At 56.3% G+C, this 17,121-nt stretch carries 17 protein-coding genes; 3 read left to right on the top strand and 14 right to left on the bottom strand.

Annotated elements, in window-relative coordinates; genetic code table 11:
- Nucleotides 1-3: 3 nt before the first annotated feature.
- From ACH518_RS06410 to gshB, 10 genes are all read right to left on the bottom strand, one after another.
- Nucleotides 4-918, bottom strand: coding sequence for a DUF58 domain-containing protein (locus ACH518_RS06410; RefSeq protein WP_445372284.1), 915 nt, complete (start codon nucleotides 916-918; stop codon nucleotides 4-6).
- Nucleotides 918-1,904: an AAA family ATPase gene (locus ACH518_RS06405; protein WP_140912060.1), complete on the bottom strand. Its 987-nt coding sequence runs from the start codon at nucleotides 1,902-1,904 to the stop codon at nucleotides 918-920. The genes ACH518_RS06410 and ACH518_RS06405 overlap by 1 nt, the downstream gene beginning before the upstream one ends.
- Before the next feature lie 65 nt (nucleotides 1,905-1,969).
- Nucleotides 1,970-2,671 (bottom strand): LOG family protein, encoded by a 702-nt coding sequence (locus ACH518_RS06400; RefSeq protein ID WP_445372283.1) that lies wholly within the window; start codon nucleotides 2,669-2,671, stop codon nucleotides 1,970-1,972.
- Nucleotides 2,672-2,716: 45 nt separating this feature from the next.
- Nucleotides 2,717-4,021: a dihydroorotase gene (locus ACH518_RS06395; protein WP_445372282.1), complete on the bottom strand. Its 1,305-nt coding sequence runs from the start codon at nucleotides 4,019-4,021 to the stop codon at nucleotides 2,717-2,719.
- A gap of 142 nt (nucleotides 4,022-4,163) precedes the next feature.
- The gene (locus ACH518_RS06390; RefSeq protein ID WP_445372281.1) at nucleotides 4,164-5,126 is read right to left on the bottom strand and encodes an aspartate carbamoyltransferase catalytic subunit; all 963 of its coding nucleotides are present in this window, start codon (nucleotides 5,124-5,126) and stop codon (nucleotides 4,164-4,166) included.
- The gene (gene pyrR, locus ACH518_RS06385; protein WP_140912056.1) at nucleotides 5,123-5,644 is read right to left on the bottom strand and encodes a bifunctional pyr operon transcriptional regulator/uracil phosphoribosyltransferase PyrR; all 522 of its coding nucleotides are present in this window, start codon (nucleotides 5,642-5,644) and stop codon (nucleotides 5,123-5,125) included. The genes ACH518_RS06390 and pyrR overlap by 4 nt, the downstream gene beginning before the upstream one ends.
- A 72-nt stretch (nucleotides 5,645-5,716) precedes the next feature.
- Nucleotides 5,717-6,163, bottom strand: coding sequence for a Holliday junction resolvase RuvX (gene ruvX / locus ACH518_RS06380; RefSeq protein ID WP_445372280.1), 447 nt, complete (start codon nucleotides 6,161-6,163; stop codon nucleotides 5,717-5,719).
- Entirely contained in the window at nucleotides 6,156-6,722 is a 567-nt protein-coding gene (locus ACH518_RS06375) for a YqgE/AlgH family protein (protein WP_140912054.1), read from the bottom strand. Before ACH518_RS06375 ends, ruvX begins: the two co-directional genes overlap by 8 nt.
- A gap of 15 nt (nucleotides 6,723-6,737) precedes the next feature.
- Complete coding sequence (locus ACH518_RS06370; RefSeq protein ID WP_445372279.1) at nucleotides 6,738-7,631, bottom strand: energy transducer TonB; 894 nt, start codon at nucleotides 7,629-7,631, stop codon at nucleotides 6,738-6,740.
- Between the two features lies 1 nt (nucleotide 7,632).
- Complete coding sequence (gene gshB / locus ACH518_RS06365) at nucleotides 7,633-8,583, bottom strand: glutathione synthase (RefSeq protein ID WP_140912052.1); 951 nt, start codon at nucleotides 8,581-8,583, stop codon at nucleotides 7,633-7,635.
- 138 nt (nucleotides 8,584-8,721) lie between these two features.
- Between gshB and rpmB the strand changes: the two genes are divergently transcribed.
- Nucleotides 8,722-8,958, top strand: a complete 237-nt coding sequence (gene rpmB, locus ACH518_RS06360) for a 50S ribosomal protein L28 (protein ID WP_140912129.1) — start codon at nucleotides 8,722-8,724, stop codon at nucleotides 8,956-8,958.
- Between the two features lie 11 nt (nucleotides 8,959-8,969).
- Nucleotides 8,970-9,125, top strand: coding sequence for a 50S ribosomal protein L33 (gene rpmG, locus ACH518_RS06355; protein ID WP_140912051.1), 156 nt, complete (start codon nucleotides 8,970-8,972; stop codon nucleotides 9,123-9,125).
- 37 nt (nucleotides 9,126-9,162) lie between these two features.
- Here the strand turns inward: rpmG and ACH518_RS06350 are convergent, their stop codons facing one another.
- Nucleotides 9,163-10,506, bottom strand: coding sequence for a cyclic nucleotide-binding domain-containing protein (locus ACH518_RS06350; protein WP_445372278.1), 1,344 nt, complete (start codon nucleotides 10,504-10,506; stop codon nucleotides 9,163-9,165).
- A 148-nt stretch (nucleotides 10,507-10,654) separates the two neighbouring features.
- On the opposite strand from ACH518_RS06350, the gene ACH518_RS06345 reads away from it, so the two are divergent.
- Nucleotides 10,655-11,995, top strand: coding sequence for a DegQ family serine endoprotease (locus tag ACH518_RS06345; RefSeq protein ID WP_140912049.1), 1,341 nt, complete (start codon nucleotides 10,655-10,657; stop codon nucleotides 11,993-11,995).
- A 6-nt stretch (nucleotides 11,996-12,001) separates the two neighbouring features.
- Here the strand turns inward: ACH518_RS06345 and rep are convergent, their stop codons facing one another.
- The 3 genes from rep to ACH518_RS06330 form a co-directional block, all read right to left on the bottom strand.
- Entirely contained in the window at nucleotides 12,002-14,011 is a 2,010-nt protein-coding gene (rep, locus tag ACH518_RS06340) for a DNA helicase Rep (RefSeq protein WP_445372277.1), read from the bottom strand.
- A gap of 258 nt (nucleotides 14,012-14,269) precedes the next feature.
- On the bottom strand, nucleotides 14,270-14,851 hold the full coding sequence (sodB, locus tag ACH518_RS06335) for a superoxide dismutase [Fe] (protein WP_278209757.1): 582 nt from the start codon (nucleotides 14,849-14,851) through the stop codon (nucleotides 14,270-14,272).
- A 238-nt stretch (nucleotides 14,852-15,089) separates the two neighbouring features.
- Nucleotides 15,090-17,084: a type VI secretion system Vgr family protein gene (locus tag ACH518_RS06330; RefSeq protein ID WP_445372276.1), complete on the bottom strand. Its 1,995-nt coding sequence runs from the start codon at nucleotides 17,082-17,084 to the stop codon at nucleotides 15,090-15,092.
- Nucleotides 17,085-17,121: the final 37 nt, after the last annotated feature.

Raw genomic sequence — 17,121 nt, 5'->3', positions numbered from 1 at the left:
CCTCTAGCGGCAATGCGGCCGGGCGCCGGTCAGCACGTCCAGAGCGGTTTGCTGCGTGCTACAGGGGATCAGCAGCGAGTGCAATTGGCTGGACAATTTCTGCAGCAGGCGCCGACGATCGGCAAACTGTTGCTGATAGGACTGCGCCCGTTGCCGGTCGGCGCTGTCGAACAGGATTTCCCGCAAGCCGTCGGTAAATCGGTAGCGGCCCTTGCTGGGCAAGCGCATTTCCAACGGGTCGGCAATATGCACCATGACCACTTCGCAGTGCTTGGCCAAATTGGTCAAATGCCGTTCGGCGGCGGGATTCATACCGCGAAAATCGCTGAGAATATAGACCCGGCTACCGGGGCGGGCGTGATGGAGCAGCCTGGACAACGGAATATCGAGTTGATCTGCCGGGTCGCCGCTATAGGCCGGTTTTACCAAGGCATTCAAAAACCGCAGTAAGGCCGGCTTGCCGGTTTGCGGACGCAACTCCAGGCAACCGGCTTCGCTGAATATCTGGCCGCCGATGCGGTCGCCCTGCTGCAATGCGGCCCACGCCAGCAATGCGGCCAGACGGGCGGCCTGCACCGACTTGAACACGCCGCGGGTGGCGAAAGCCATCGCCGCCCGATAATCGACGGCGATGAACATCGGCCGCTCGCGTTCCTCTTTGAAAATTTTGCTGTGCGGTTTGCCGGTGCGGGCGGTGACGCGCCAATCGATGCGGCGCACATCGTCGCCGGGCTGGTACAGACGGGTTTCGTCGAAGGCCATGCCGCGCCCTTTCAGATGCGACAGGTAATTACCGCTCTGGACGGCGCGGATATTGGCGTGACCCAGGCTGATCGCGGCGGCCGGTTTGGCCAGATCGACCAAGCCTTTCAGAGTAACCGCCACCCGCGGGTTATCGGCGGTGTGTTGCGCATCCATCAGGGCACGGCAATCCTGGCGATCAATTCCTTGACCACGTAGTCGGCAGTGACGCCCTCGGCCTCGGCCTCGTAGGACAAAATCAACCGGTGGCGAAGTACGTCGTAGGCCATGTCCTGGATGTCGGCCGGGTCGACGAAATCTCGCTGCGCCAGCCAGGCCTTGGCCCGGGCGCAGCGGTCCAGCGCAATGCTGGCGCGCGGGCTGGCGCCGTATTGGATCCAACCGGCCAAGTCCTGACCGTATGCCGCCGGTTTACGGGTGGCTAATACGATCTGCAATAAGTATTGCTCCAGACTATCGGCCATGTATAAGTCGAGTACCTCGCCACGGGCGGCGAACAGCGTTTGCTGGCTGATTTTGGGCGCCTGGTAGTCGCCGTTTTGCAAAGCACCTTTGGCTTCGGCCCGAGCCAGGTGCAGAATGGCTTGTTCATGGCCGGCATCCGGATAATCGATTTTGACGTGCAGCAAAAACCGGTCGAGCTGCGCTTCCGGCAGCGGATAGGTGCCTTCCTGTTCGATCGGATTTTGGGTCGCCATCACCATGAACAGTTGCGGCAGCGGATAGGTGGCTTTACCGACCGTGATCTGCCGCTCGGCCATTGCTTCCAGCAACGCGGCCTGCACTTTTGCCGGCGCCCGGTTGATCTCGTCGGCCAGAATCAGATTATGGAATAATGGACCTTTCTGAAATTCGAAGCTGCCGGGCTGCGGCCGGTAAATTTCGGTGCCGGTCAAATCCGCCGGCAACAGGTCCGGGGTAAATTGCACACGGTGAAAATCGGCCTGTACGCCCTGGCTGAGGACATTAATGGCGCGGGTTTTGGCCAACCCCGGCGCACCTTCCACCAACAGGTGGCCGTCGGCCAGCAACGCGATCAGCATCCGCTCTACCAGGACTTCCTGGCCGATGATTTGGCTATTGATATGGTGTTTGAGTTGTTGCAGCGCCGCTTGGCAGGAATCGGGACTTGTTGCAGTCATGTCGAATTGGTTTGATTGATGTTGCCGAGTTGGGACCGACCTTGGTCCGAAAAGTTGCGTTGCGGCTAGTTTTTACGTTGCCGGTCTTTCCATTCGCGATGGGCGACCATGATGTTGACCACTTCGTGCGGATCATCGGTGACGGTGATCAGTGCTAAATCCTCTTCGGAAATGGTGCCGTATTCGAGCATTTTCGCCTTCATCCAGTCCATCAGCCCGTTCCAGAAGTCGCTGCCGAACAACACCAGCGGAATCGGATAGACCTTGTGGGTCTGCATCAGCGTCAGCGCTTCGAAGAATTCGTCCAGCGTACCGAAACCGCCCGGCATACAGACGTAACCGATCGAATAGCGCACGAACATGACTTTGCGCACGAAGAAGTAACGGAAATTCAGCGCGATATTCTGGTAAGGGTTGGGTTTTTGCTCCATCGGCAATTCGATATTCAAACCGATGGAGGGTTGGTCGTTGGCAATCGCGCCTTTATTGGCCGCCTCCATCACCCCCGGACCGCCGCCGCTGATAATGGCAAAGCCCTGTTTACTGAGCAGGTCGGCGATTTCGACGGTCTTGACGTAATAGGGATGATCCGGTTTCAAGCGGGCCGAACCGAAAATCGAGATCGCGTCGCACAGGCCGGATAATTCATCGAAGCCTTCGGTAAACTCGCTGATGATCCGGAAGATGCGCCAGGATTGGTCGCCTTTCAAATCGTCGATAATGCTGGTCGAAGCGGAACTGCTGGCTCGGTTTCTAATGCAACTCATGTTTAATTCCTTGGCGAGGTTTACCCGCCGTCACGGGTTCGGCGTTCAAGCCCTGTTAGCTGCTGAAATATCCTGCAACCGGTAAGCAATCCGTCCGGCTTGTAAGGTGTGGGTCACGCGCCCGGTCAATTCGCGCCCCCAATAAGGCGTGTTGCAGCCGGCGCTAAGCCAGGCCGGGCGCTCGACCCGCCAGACCAGCGCCGGATCGAAAATACAGACGTCGGCGTTGCTGCCCACGGCCAGGGTACCGGCGGCCAGGCCCATGATCCGCGCCGGGTTGCAGGTCAGGCCGGCAATCGCTTGCGCCAGGCCGATGCGGTGTTGGCCGGTCAGGGCCAGCGTCAACGGCACCAGCGTTTCCAGCGCTGCGACGCCGGACTCGGTTTCCGGAAACGCGCCGAGCTTGGCGTCCAGATCGTGCGGTTGGTGGTCGGAACAAATCGCGTCTATGGTGCCGTTGGCCAACGCTTCCCGCAAATACTGGCGGTCTATCGTGCCCCGTAGCGGCGGCATCACGTGGTAATTGCCGTCGAACGGTGCCATGTCGTTTTCGGTGAGGTGCAGTTGGTGTATCGCTACGTCGGCGGTGACGTTCAAACCATACTTCTTGGCCTGCTGGATCTTGATCACCGATTGCTTGCAACTGATCTGGCTGAAATGCACCCGGCAGCCGGTCAATTCGGCCAATTCCAGACACTGCGCCAATGCAATCGATTCCGCCGCTTCCGGAATGCCGGGCAAGCCGTAGCGGCTGGCGACCGCGCCTTCGTGGGCGCAGCCTTTGCCGGACAAGGACGCTTCGTTGGCGCGGAACATCAGCAGCAAATCGTGGCTGCTGGCGTACTCCATCGCCCGCCGCAAGATCAGCAAATTGCCGAGCGGGGCACTGGCATTGCCGACTGCGATGCAGCCGGCCTGCTTCAGCGCAAACATGGCGCTGAGCTCGTTGCCGTCCAGACGCTGGGTCAGCGCGCCGATACTGTAAACTTGCGCATAACCGGCCTGCTCGGCCTTGTCCTTGATGTATTCGACCACGGCCGGCGTGTCGATACAGGGCTTGGTGTCGGGTGGCAAACACAACGAAGTCACGCCGGCGGCCAGCGCGGCGCGGGTTTCGGATTGGATATTGCCTTTTTGGGTCTGGCCCGGCTCGCGCAGGCGCACGCTCAAGTCGACGAAGCCGGGGCAAACCACTTGGCCGGTCGCATCGATAGCTTGTTCGGCAGCGAAATCGGCCAGCGCTTCGCCAACCGCCACGATTTTGCCGTCGGCGATATAGACCGGGCCAATGGCGTCGATGCCGCTGGCCGGATCGACGATACGGCCGTGATCGATTCGGATTTTGTTCATGCCGCACCTCCTTGTGCGGCACCCTGGAGGGCCGCCGTTGGCGGCGCAAAATTTCCATCCTGAAATTTTGTCATGCCGCATCCATGCTCACTACTCTGACGGGCTACCGCCGGCAGTGCAAAATTTCTGCCCTGAAATTTTGTCATGCCGTACCTCCGCTTTGCATGGTCATTGACATGATCGCCATCCTTACCGCCACGCCGTTGCTGACTTGCTGCAGGATCACCGACTGCGGGCCGTCGGCAACACTGGAGGCGATTTCGACGCCGCGATTGATTGGGCCCGGATGCATGACGATCGCATCGGGTTTGGCCCGTTGCAGTTTGGCTTCGGTCAAGCCGAAGCAGCGGAAAAATTCGCTTTCGCTGGGCAGAAAGGCCGAGTTCATCCGTTCCTTTTGTAAACGCAACATGATTACCACATCCACATCGGCCAAACCCTCGTCCATGTCGTGGATCGGCGTCACCCCCATGGTTTTGACCTGGGCCGGCAATAGCGTTTTCGGCGCAATCACTCTAACCTCGGCCACACCCAAGGCATTCAAAGCCAGAATTTGCGAGCGCGCCACCCGCGAATGCAGGATATCGCCGACGATCGCGACCTTCAGGCCCTCGAATTGTTTTTTATGTTGACGAATCGTGAACATATCCAGCATGGCCTGGGTCGGGTGGGCATGCTGGCCGTCGCCGGCATTGATTACGCTGATGTGGGGCGCCACTTGTTGAGCGATGAAGTGGGCGGCGCCGCTCAAAGCGTGGCGCACGACGAACATGTCGACCTGCATCGCTTCCAAATTGCGGATGGTGTCGAGCAGGCTTTCGCCCTTGGATGTGGCGGAACGGGCGATATCCATGTTCAACACGTCGGCCGACAGCCGGGTGGCAGCCAGCTCGAACGTGGTGCGGGTGCGGGTCGAGTTCTCGAAAAACAGATTGACGATGGTCTTGCCGCGCAGCAACGGCACTTTCTTGACCTGATGCTCGGACATGCCGACGAAGGATTCGGCCGTGTCCAGAATCTCGGTCAGCAACTCCCGATCCAGACCCTCGATGGTCAGAAAGTGTTTGAGTTTGCCTTGCTCGGTCAGTTGCAGATGCCGGGTCATGCCGCGACTCCGGCCAAATCCTGAATCTCGATGCCGAGCGGGTCGGGGCCGGTCAATTTAATCCGCTGGCCCTCGGCCAAATCGATACGGATGCCGCGGCAATCCGGCTGCAACGGAATTTGGCGGCCGTTGCGCTCGATCAACACCGCCAGCACGACCTGATTGGGGCGGCCGTAATCGAAAATCTCGTTCAGTGCGGCGCGGCTGGTACGGCCGCTGTAAAACACGTCGTCGATCAGAATGATATCGCGCCCTTCCAGATGTGGCGGCAATTGGCTGGTTTTGACTTTGGGATGCATGCCGATTTGGGAAAAATCGTCGCGGTAAAAGGTGATGTCCAGCAAACCCAAGGGCTCGCTGATGCCCAAGCGCAAGTGCATGTGGCGGGCAACCCAAGCCCCGCCGCTGTGGATTCCGATCAGCAGCGGATTTTGCAGTTTTCGTTCGCCGATCTGCTGGCGGATGGCGAGTTCCAGATTGTCCAGCAGGACGTCGATGTTCAAAGAATCGATAGACATGGTGTGGTTGAGCATTTTGTTATTGTTGGCGGCCGGGCGCGGGGCATAACCAATCCGCACCGAAATCCGCGGTTATCGGTCGAACCAACTTTGCAAAATCAATTGGGCGGCAAGCTGGTCTTGGACCGCCCATAGTTTGGTCGCACTGAGTTGCAGTTCGTCGAACAGCATCTGTTTGGCGGCAAACGTGGTCAGCGCTTCGTCGATCTGGTGCACCGGCAAATTGTAACGCCCCTGCAACTGGCGACAGAATTTCTGCATCCGCGGCGTCACCACGTTGTCGGAACCGTCGGCTTGCCGGGAAATGCCGACCACCAAGCCGGCCGGCCGCCATTCGGCGATCAGTTGGCCGATCCTGCTCCAGTCCGGCACCTGGTTTAAGGAACGAATGGTTTGCAGCGGACTGGCGATGCCGCTGCCGGCATAACCGACGGCTACGCCGATTTTTTTATTGCCGAAATCGAATCCCAAATAGGCGTCGCTGCTTAATTTGGCAGCCAGCGGGTCTTGTTTAACCATGTCCGGCCGGCGTGGTCAGACGATTGATGTCGATGCCGAGCTGACCGGCCGCGGCATTCCAGCGCTGGCTGATCGGCGTTTCATAGAGGATGGCTTCGCCGCAAGGCGTATTCAACCAGGCGTTTTCGACGATTTCTTTCTCCAACTGGCCGCTACCCCAACCGGCATAACCCAGTGCGATCAGATAATGGCTTGGGCCTCTACCTTGGGCGATGGCTTCCAGGATGTCGCGGGAACTGGTCAAGGTGATGTTTTCCGCCGTGGAAATACTGGAATCCCAACGCTGCTCGCAGGCATTGTGAATCACGAAGCCGCGTTCCTGCTGCACCGGGCCACCGGCGAAAATCGGCGTGTTCAACACGGCTTCGATTTCGGATTTGATGCCCATCTGCTCGAAAATATCTTTCAACTTCATACCGGTCGGCCGGTTTATCACGATACCGAGCGCGCCTTCCGCATTATGTTGGCACAGGTAAGTGACGGTATGAAAGAAATGCGGGTCGGCCAGGCCGGGCATCGCGATCAAAAACTGATTGTTCAAATAAGTTGCGTCTGTCATGGCAGTGCTCATAGGCTAACGGGCGGTCATACCGGTTTCGTCCGAGAATTTCCAGACCCTGGTAATCACCAAAACGTTCACTTCTCTCAACAACTCGTCCGGTAACGCCGCAAACGGCGCACTCATCTTGACGATGCGCTTGGCAGCGTCGTCCAACGCCGGATTTCCGGACGATTTAACAATCCGCATACTGTAAATACTGCCGTCGGCACTGATGCCGACATCCATCGTCAAGATTTGCGAGGCCCCTTTTTTGCGAGCCGCCTCAGGATAATTCAGATTGCCGGTACGCTCAACCTTGTCTTCCCAATCCTTGACGTATTGCGCTGCCAGGTATTTGTGGGTACTGATCGAGTTGACGAATTTGATTTTCGATTCCTGGGTACTTTGCTGGCTGTTACGAATCCGCTCGCCCAGTTGCGCGATCTGCTGCTGTAGGGCTTCAGGGGATAATTTGGGGGCGGCGTCATGGACCTCAACCGGCTCGGGTGTTTCCACCGGCTGTTCCGGCTCAGCCGCAATCTTAACCGGCGCCCTGGCTTGGACCAGCACCTTTTCGGTGACCGGTTTGGCCGGAATCGGCATCGGCTGCGGCACCACTTTTTTCTGCGGCGGACTCGGCGGCGAAAACGGTACCGCCTCTTTATGCTGCAAAGGCTCCGGTTTTTGGGTTTGCTCGCCGGCGCCGAGCTGATGCTCCGCAGCCAGATACTTGGCATCCTTCGGCGCCTTTTTCAGCGGAGTATGGGCCACTGTGATCTCCAGCGATTTATCCATCTTTGCCGGTTTCGGCGAGGTAAAGTTGATACCCAATACAATCACGACGTGCACCACCGCCGCCAGAAACAAAGCCGTGATCAGCGAATCGCCTTGCGACAGCGGGGTCGGCGTCAACTGCGGAACCTGCATTTCAACCTTGCACTTGGGCGGCAATGTGGTCCATCAATTGCGCGCTGATATTGATGCCGAATTGCTTATCCAATTCCTGGACGCAGGTCGGGCTGGTGACATTGACTTCGGTCAGGTAATCGCCGATCACATCCAAGCCGACGAACACCAAACCTTTTTCCCGCAATGTCGGCCCAACCTGTTCGGCAATCCAACGGTCGCGCGCGCTCAATTCGCGGCCCTCACCGCGTCCACCCGCCGCCAGATTGCCGCGGCTTTCGCCGCTGGCCGGAATCCGCGCCAGGCAATACGGCACCGGTTCGCCGTTCACCATCAAGATTCGTTTGTCGCCGTCTCTCACCGCCGGTAAGTAACGTTGCGCCATGATGTAACTGCTGCCGTGGCCGGTCATGGTTTCCAGAATCACGCTCAGATTAGGGTCGCCCTCGCGCACATGGAAAATCGAGGCGCCGCCCATGCCATCCAGCGGCTTCAAAATGATCTCGCCTTGTTCGGCCAGAAAATTGCGGATTTTTTGCGGATCCCGCGCCACCAACGTATCGGTGCAGCATTGTGGAAACCAGGCGGTAAACATTTTTTCGTTGGCATCGCGTAGCGACTGCGGCTTATTGACTACATACACACCTTGGCGTTCGGCTTGCTCCAGCATATAGGTGGCGTAAATATATTCCTGGTTGAACGGCGGATCCTTGCGCATCATGATCACGTCCAGCTCGGACAGTTCGATCTGCCGCTCGGCGCCGAAAGCATGCCATTGTTTCTCGTCGCGCTTGACTTCGAGCAGGCGGCTGCGGGCATAGGCATGGCCGTTACGCATAAATAGATCGGACAACTCCATGTAGTGCAGCTCCCAGCCGCGGGCCTGAGCCTCCAGCAACATGGCAAAACTGGTGTCTTTTTTGATATTGATCTGGCCGATGGGATCCATGACCATGCCGAGTTTGATTGCCATAAAGTCCTGTATTACGCGAAACAAGTGGGAATGCGGGGGATTTTATCAAATTTATTTTCCAGGCTGCGGTTTACCCGGAAAAGTTTTTTTGATATAAAGCGCGGCTATTTTGAATCAAAAGCTCGCATTGAGGTAGTCATGTCCAGAGTATGCCAAGTAACAGGTAAACGCCCCCTGAGCGGGCACAACGTTTCACACGCAATGAACAAAACCAAGCGCCGTTTTGAGCCGAATCTGCACCATCACAGATTCTGGGTGGAAAGCGAAAACCGCTGGGTACGCTTGAGAGTATCTTCAAAAGGCATGCGAATCATCGACAAAAATGGCATTGATGCGGTTTTGGCCGACATCCGTAGCCGTGGCGAACAAGTTTAAGGAGACAGACAATGCGCGACAAAATCAAATTGGTTTCGACTGAAGGTACCGGCCACTTCTACACCACCACTAAAAACAAAAAAACCATGCCGGAAAAGATGGAGATCAAAAAATTCGATCCTGTCGTCCGCAGACACGTAATGTACAAAGAAGCCAAAATCAAATAATTCCGCTTCTAGCCCGCCGGGCGGCCGGAATCTCCGGTCAGCCCCGGTTGCCGGCGTTCTTGATTTCCTCCAGCTCGGCCTTCAGGCTTTCGGAATACTTGGCAAGCGATAAGTATTTCATCTCCAAAGCCTTTTTCTCTGCTTCCAGAATATTGTATTTGGTCTTTAGTTGTTGCAAATAGCGACGCAGCTTTAGCATGTCGTCCTGCAGCGACGAAGGCTCGGCGAAGACTTGGCTAGTGGCGGCTGACATGGCGGTGTCGCCGGCAATCTCACGGAAATTGCCAGTCTCGATACCATCGTCGATCGGAAACGAAGACGGCGATTTCAAATAGCTCGGATCGATCTCGTCAATACCGCCGGCCAAAATCAGCGCATTGAATTTGTGCCTCATCAAAATAAAAGCCGCCGCCTCGCTCATGCGGCCGTTCTGGCACACCACCACGATCGGATGCTGCCGGTTCAAGGTTTTCAAATGCATTCGCAATGAAAAGAACGGGATATTGATGCTCAACGGCAAATGCAGCGGCTTATAGTGGTCCGGCTCGCGAACGTCGATCAAATCCGCGCCTTTAGCCACTAATTCCTGAGACTCTCGATAATTGATATATTTCAGCGTCGGCTGCTTGATCAAGGTCAAAAACAACTCTTTCTCCAAGCGCAACAGACTGACATCGGTCAGCGCGGTCACCGACACATTTCGCGGCTCCCCGGAAATCAGCGAATCTTCGCCGAAAGTATCCTGATCGCTCAGCAGGGCGAGCTTAATATCTTTTGCATTCGGCGCCGGCCTGCGGCTGACTTGGCAACGCCCTCTCTTGATGATGTAGAAATAATCGCCGGCGTCGCCCTGCCTGACGATCACGTCCCCGGCGTCGACGCGCAGTTCCTGCATACCGATCAAAATCTTCTGCAGGTTTGCCGGCGGCAACGCACGAAACACCGGCGACTTCAATAAAGTCGTCATCCAGTCGTCGTTGTCCTCCACCTCGTCTACCACCATAAAACTCTCGTTTTCCTCGAAATTGCCGTCTTGCGCCGATTTCACCATATCGGTATTCAAACGTAAAAACCGAATTCTACTATTAGCGACTGCGTTCACTTTTCGCGGAATCTGATGCGCCAGCGCAAACCGGGCTGACGGGCTGTCGGCGCTGATGGTTTCAATCGTGAGCGCTTCGGTCTGCAAGGTCACGCTGCCGTCCAGCAAATAGACCAACTCGTTGCGTTCGTCGCCGCGTTGAAATAAAAATTTACCTTCTTCGGCGGATTCGATATTGATTTGGGCGCATATCGCCTCAAATTTACTGAACGGCAGCGTGGAGAGCGGAATTAACTGCCGGATAATCCGGCCCTCGGCGGAATGGATGTCGACAGCCACTAGTCAGGTGCGGATTGAAGAGTATGGAATCCAACGACGGAACATAACCTATGATAGCCGATTATTAATTAAACTCCGGGAAACAAATTAGGCTCCGGCGTGTCCATGCCGGCAATCCAACAAACCACAACCCAAAAACATAACCACCATGAGAAAAATCATTCTGCTATTTTTGCTTGGCTTGAGTAGTTGGCAGTCCAACGCCGCATTGCCCTTGCAGGTCGATGGCACCAACCTCCCGTCACTGGCGCCGATGCTGGAGCAAAGCATGCCGGCCGTGGTCAACATTTCCACCTCCACCAACGTGAGGATGCAGGCAAACCCGCTGATGAACGACCCCCTCTTCCGCCGGTTTTTCAACATCCCCAACAACCCCAAGCAACAACAGCGCAACAGCCTGGGCTCCGGCGTGATCATCGACAAGGACCAAGGCTACGTGTTGACCAACAACCACGTGATCGACAAAGCCGACAAGATTAACGTAACCCTGGCCGACGGCCGCCAACTGAACGCTAAATTGCTCGGCACCGACCCGGAAGCCGACGTCGCAGTAATCCAAATCCCGGCCGACAATCTGACTGCGTTAAAAGTCGCCGATTCCAGCCAACTGAAAGTCGGCGATTTCGTCGTCGCGATCGGCAACCCGTTCGGCCTGGGCCAAACCGTCACCTCCGGCATCGTCAGCGCCCTGGGCCGCTCCGGCCTCGGCATCGAAGGTTACGAAGACTTCATCCAGACCGACGCCTCGATCAATCCCGGCAACTCCGGCGGCGCACTGGTCAACTTGCGCGGCGAATTCGTCGGCATGAACACAGCCATCCTGGCGCCGAGCGGCGGTAATGTCGGCATCGGCTTCGCGATTCCGTCCAACATGGCGCTGCGTTTAATGGAGTCTTTGGTGCAGCACGGCGAGGTGCGCCGCGGCCTGCTCGGCGTCACCACCCAAGATCTGACGCCGGACTTGGTCAAAGCCTTCTCCTTGAAAAGCCAGCACGGCGCCGTGGTGAGCCGAGTCGAAGCCGGATCGCCGGCCGAAAAAGCCGGGCTGGAACCCGGTGACATCATCGTCGCAATCAACGGCCAGGATGTAAAAGGCGGTAGCACCCAAATCCGTAATGCGGTCGGCCTGCTGCAAGTCGGCGATACTGCCGAATTGGACATCATGCGCGGCGAAGAACGCAAAACCGTGCAGGCCACGATAGGCAAACCGAAACGGCCACAGCTCGAAGGCGCCAAACTGCATCCGATCCTGAGCGGCGCCACGCTCGGCGTCACCCCGAAAGAGCAGGTGGAAGGAGTTCTGATCGAAAAAGTGGAACAAAACTCGAAAGCCTGGAAAACCGGCCTGCGCCCCGGCGACGTCATCGTCACCGCCAACCGCTACCGGGTCCGAAACCTGGACGAAATGAAGCAGGTGGTCAATCCCAACGCGCCGCTGCTGGTCAACCTGCAACGCGGCGGCGAAGCGTTCTTCGTGGTACTGCAATAGTCGGCGTCAGGTCAACATCGACTTCAGCGCGGCCAGGCTAGCCTTGCCGCGCTGCTTGATCTCCTCCGGGGCCAATTGTTTTTTATTGGCCCACTCCAAATCCTCCTCCGGCAACTCGCCTAAAAACCGGCTGGGTTCGCATTCCGCCAATTCGCCGTAGCGCTTGCGGTGAGTGCAATAACTGAAGGTCAGAGTTTGTTGGGCGCGGGTGATGCCGACGTAAGCCAGGCGCCGCTCTTCCTCGATATTCCCGGTTTCGATGCTGTTCTGGTGCGGCAACAGGTTTTCTTCCATGCCGATCAGAAACACGTGCGGAAACTCCAGCCCCTTGGCGGCGTGCAAAGTCATCAGACTGACCTGGTCGCCGGCCTGTTCCTCCTGGTTACGATCCAGGATATCCAGCAGCATCACTTTAGCGATCACATCCGCCAACGACTGTTCGCGGCCCTCCTCTTTAGTCGCGATGCGCCGCAGCCACTCGATCAATTCGTAGACGTTTTTCAGCTTGCGCTCGGCCGAGGCCGGGGTTTTGCTGTTCTCGTCCAGCCACTGCGGATAATGGATTTCGTCGATCATTTTTTCGATTTCGGCAAAGGTATCGCCGCGCTCGATCTTCAGCGCCTTATCCCGCACCCAATCGCAGAACCGGGTCAAACGCTGCACCGATTTTTCCGAAAGCCGCTGCTGCAAGCCCAGCTCGGAACAGGCCTGGAACAAGCTGATATGCCGCTCGTTGGCGTAAGCGCCCAATTTTTCCAAAGTGGTCGGCCCGATCTCCCGCCGCGGTGTGTTGATCACCCGCAAGAACGCCGCGTCGTCTTCGCGGTTGACCAACAGGCGTAGATAAGCCAACACATCTTTGATTTCGGTGAACGAAAAAAACGAGGCGCTGCCGCTGATGAAATACGGCACGTTGTTTTCGCGCAGCTCCTTCTCGAACAAGCGCGACTGGTGGTTGCCGCGGTACAAAATGGCATAGTCGCCGTAGCTGCCGCCGGTCTTGAACCGGTGGTGAACGATCTCGGCGGTGATTTGCTTGGCCTCGGCCAGATCGTTTTTATGGCTCAACACCCGCAACGGCTCGCCGTAGCCGAGTTCGCTCCACAATTTTTTCTCGAAGGTATGCGGATTGTTGGCGATCAATTGGTTGGCCACCTTCAAAATCCGCCCGGCCGAGCGGTAGTTCTGCTCCAGCTTGATCACCTGCAACCGGCTGTAATCCTTTTGCAACTGACTCAGATTCTCGGGCTGGGCGCCGCGCCAGGCATAAATCGACTGGTCGTCGTCGCCGACCACGGTAAACCTGCCCAGGGACCCAGCAAGCGCCCGCACCAACTGGTACTGGGTGATATTAGTATCCTGATACTCATCGACCAGCAAATAGCGAATCCGATGCTGCCACTTTTCCAAAACATCCGGATGCCGTTGAAACAATTCCACCGGCAGGCCGATCAGGTCGTCGAAATCCACCGCGTTATAGGCCTTCAAACTGCGGTTGAATTGATGATACAAGCGCGCCGCCGCGGCGGTTTCTGTGTCGTCGGCCCGGCTCAAGACCTGCTCCGGACTGACGAACGCGTTTTTCCACTGACCTATCTTATGGTTGTAACTCTCGACGGCGTCGATGTCGCAACCGTCGGCACCATGGCCGATCAATTGCTTCAGCAGACTCAATTTGTCCTGCTCGTCGAACAAGGTGATCGCGGCCTTGTACCCCAGCGCCTTGTGTTCCTTACGCAGAATTTCCAAACCCAGGGAATGAAACGTCGACACCCGCAGGCCGCGGCTTTGCTTGTCGTCGATCAAACGGCCGACCCGACTTTTCATCTCCCGCGCGGCCTTGTTGGTAAAGGTGACGGCGGCGATATGTCGCGCTGCGGTGCCTTGTTGCACCAGGTACGCAATCTTTTCGGTAATTACCCGGGTCTTGCCGCTGCCGGCACCGGCCAGCACCAGCAAAGGACGATCCACGGTTTTGACCGCGGCGAGTTGTTGCGGATTGAGTTTGGGAGCCATTTATGAATGATCGAAGAGCTGGTCACGCCTTTGCCGCCCTTGTTATGGAAGCAGACGTACTTCATCGTGGGCCACACGCTGTGGCAGGGCATTTCCTGAACGGTACAGGCTATTTTAGCCCGTCGGCAAAACCTGGTTTGCAAAAGAATGGCGCCGAGTAAGAAGGCAGGGGAATAGACTCTGCCGTTCCGTAGTGCTTTTCAGCCAAAAACGGCGCGGGCGGGCCTGTGAGGACGCCGGTCCGCGCCGGGTTAGAACTTAAGCTTCGTAATTGGCGCTGGCGAATTCCCAATTAACCAAAGCCCAGAATGCTTCCAGATATTTAGGGCGCAAGTTGCGGAAATCGATGTAATAGGCGTGCTCCCAAACGTCGCAGGTCAAGATCGGAGTCTTGCCGTCGGTCAATGGGCAACCGGCGTTGCTAGTGCTGACCAGTTCCAGGCCGCCCTTGTCGTTTTTCACCAGCCATGCCCAGCCGGAACCGAACGTGGTGACGGCGCACTTGGTGAATTCTTCTTTGAATTTTTCGAACGAACCGAAGGTTCTCTCGATCGCGTTGGCCAAGCCGCCGGTCGGTTCGCCGCCGCCGTTGGGAGACAGGCTATTCCAATAGAATGTATGGTTCCAGACTTGGGCTGCGTTGTTGAACACGCCACCAGACGATTTTTTGACGATTTCTTCCAGAGACAAACCTTCGAACTCGGTACCCGGAACCAGATTGTTCAGGTTGGTCACATAGGTTTGGTGGTGTTTGCCGTAGTGGTATTCGATGGTTTCGGCGGAAATGTGCGGCGCCAAAGCGTCTTTGGCATACGGTAATGCAGGTAATTCAAAACTCATCTTTAATTCTCCAGATTGATTGAACAGCAGCAGTGACTAGGTGCGGACCGGGTCCAACCTAATTACCTAGCATTATAATAAAGAATTATTCTGGTTTTAAAAAGCACATTTAATTCAATAGCTTAGTATTTTTAGAACAGATCGTAGGGCCGCGCCGGGCGTTGCCGCAACCAGAACCTTTAAAAACCCTAGCAAATCAAAGTGTTATAAAATAGCACCCGGCAGTACCCGCCACGCATTAGTTGATCATCACCACGCCGCCTTTCAATGTCAGCATGCCGTCGCCGCTAACGGTAGTCTGCAAACCCTTCAGCTCAGCCTGAGTGTCGGCTTGGATTTTGACCATCATGCCTTTAATCGTCACACCGCTCTGGTCAATCTTGATGCTGTTGGAGCCTACTTTCAGTTCTATGGATTGCGCCGCCTCTTCCGAAATGGCGCCGGCATCGAGCTTAACCGTCAAATTGCCCGATCCCAACTTGACGCTACGGTTACCGGAACTGACGGTCAATTCGTCGTTGCCTTGCTGAATCTCGACGGTGCGGTTACCGGTCTTGACCGTCAATTTATCATTACCCTGATCCAGGGTCACGGTGCGGTGGTTATAGATATCTATGGTTTGATCGCCGGCATCTTTTTTATCAAAACCAATTTTCTGTACGTCGTTGTTCTCGACGATACGGGTAAAGTTTTTTTCCGCGTGCAGATAGATTTCCTCTTCACCATACTTGTCCTCGAACCGGAGTTCATTAAAGTTTCCGGTGCCGCCTTGAGGCGTGCTGCGAGTCTTGATACCACTTTGGGTTTTATTGGCATCCAGCGTGTACGGCGGCATATTGACGCTGTTGTAAACTCGGCCGGTTATGATCGGATTGTCCGGATTGCCTTCCAGAAAATCGACCACAACCTCCTGGCCGACTCGGGGTATGAACATGCTGCCCCAGTTCTTGCCGGCCCAAATCTGCGCGACGCGCACCCAACAGGAGCTATTCTCGTTTTTGGTGCCGAGCCGGTCCCAATGGAATTGGACTTTAACCCGGCCGTATTGGTCGGTCAGGATTTCGTCGCCCTGTCCGCCAACCACGACGGCGGTTTGCACGCCTTGAACCACCGGAACCCGCGTCAATCGGGGCGGGCGGTAAACATAAGACGTATTGATCACCGAATAGGTACACAGGTACTCTTCCTCGCCGCCGACACCGGAGTCGAAACCGTTATTGCGAATGCTGATATCGGTAGACAACACCATGTACTGGCTATTCTGGTCGGCGCGGGGATATTCGGCCAAGCTGAACGTCAGACCGGTTGCCAGCCCTCTTACATTACCGCCGGCAAAGATCTGCTCGTGCTCGGAACGGGCCTGTTCCATCCGTAACCTGGCATAGCGCTCGCCTTCCGTAGCGGTTTTATATTCGCCCGGATAATCGTAAATTTCCTTCCCGGACTCCGCGTGCTCGCCATCAATCAACGACGCCACCTTCAAATCGGCAGTGGCGGCTTCGAAATCGTATTCGTTCAAGCGGTAACCACCGCTTTGAATTTGCCGACTGAAAGTCCAGTCGAAGATATGCTCTTCGTCGCGCACGCCCTGATTGTCGGGCGGGTAATACTTGACCGTGGCATTGCCGGCAAGCGCCTGGTGCGCCTGCATGTTGTCGCACAACACCATGGTGTGGCTGCCGTTCTGGTGTTGGAAGTAGTAATAGATACCCTCCTCCTCCATCAAACGGCTGACCAAATTGAAATCCGTCTCCCGATATTGCACGCAGAACTCACGCTCCGGGTAGGTTTCGTTCAGATTCAGGGTTGGCACGATGCCGTATTCGCCAAGTATGCTCTTGACAATCTCGGACGCGGTCGTCGGCGCGGCTTGGTTGCCTTCGCCGACAGAAGGCGACAAAACCCGGCAATTGCTCGCCCTGGTCATCAACCAGGCTTTGGGGTGCAACCAGACCCGGTAGTTGTACAAGTCGCCCAGCATGCCGAGTTGATTGACCCGAGTGACGATACCGTTAAACCAGCGACTACCGCTGTTCTCCAATGCCAGTTCGACCGTCAAACCGGTACCCAATAAAGCTTTCAAATCGAGGGTACCGCTTTCGCTCAACAGTTCCAATTCGTATTCGAACAAGCGGCTGACGGTTTCGTTACCGGTCATCCGATAAAGTGCGAAAACACCATCGCCCAGCGCCGTGGTCACCTTGGCTACACGTTGATCTTGAGAGAGGGACATGTCGAAATCCTAAATGAAACTGTTGAAGAACCGAGCC

The sequence above is a fragment of the Methylomonas sp. HW2-6 genome (genome assembly GCF_052474525.1).
Note: the sequence above shows the minus strand (reverse complement) of the source record. Positions and strands in the feature narration are given on the sequence as shown.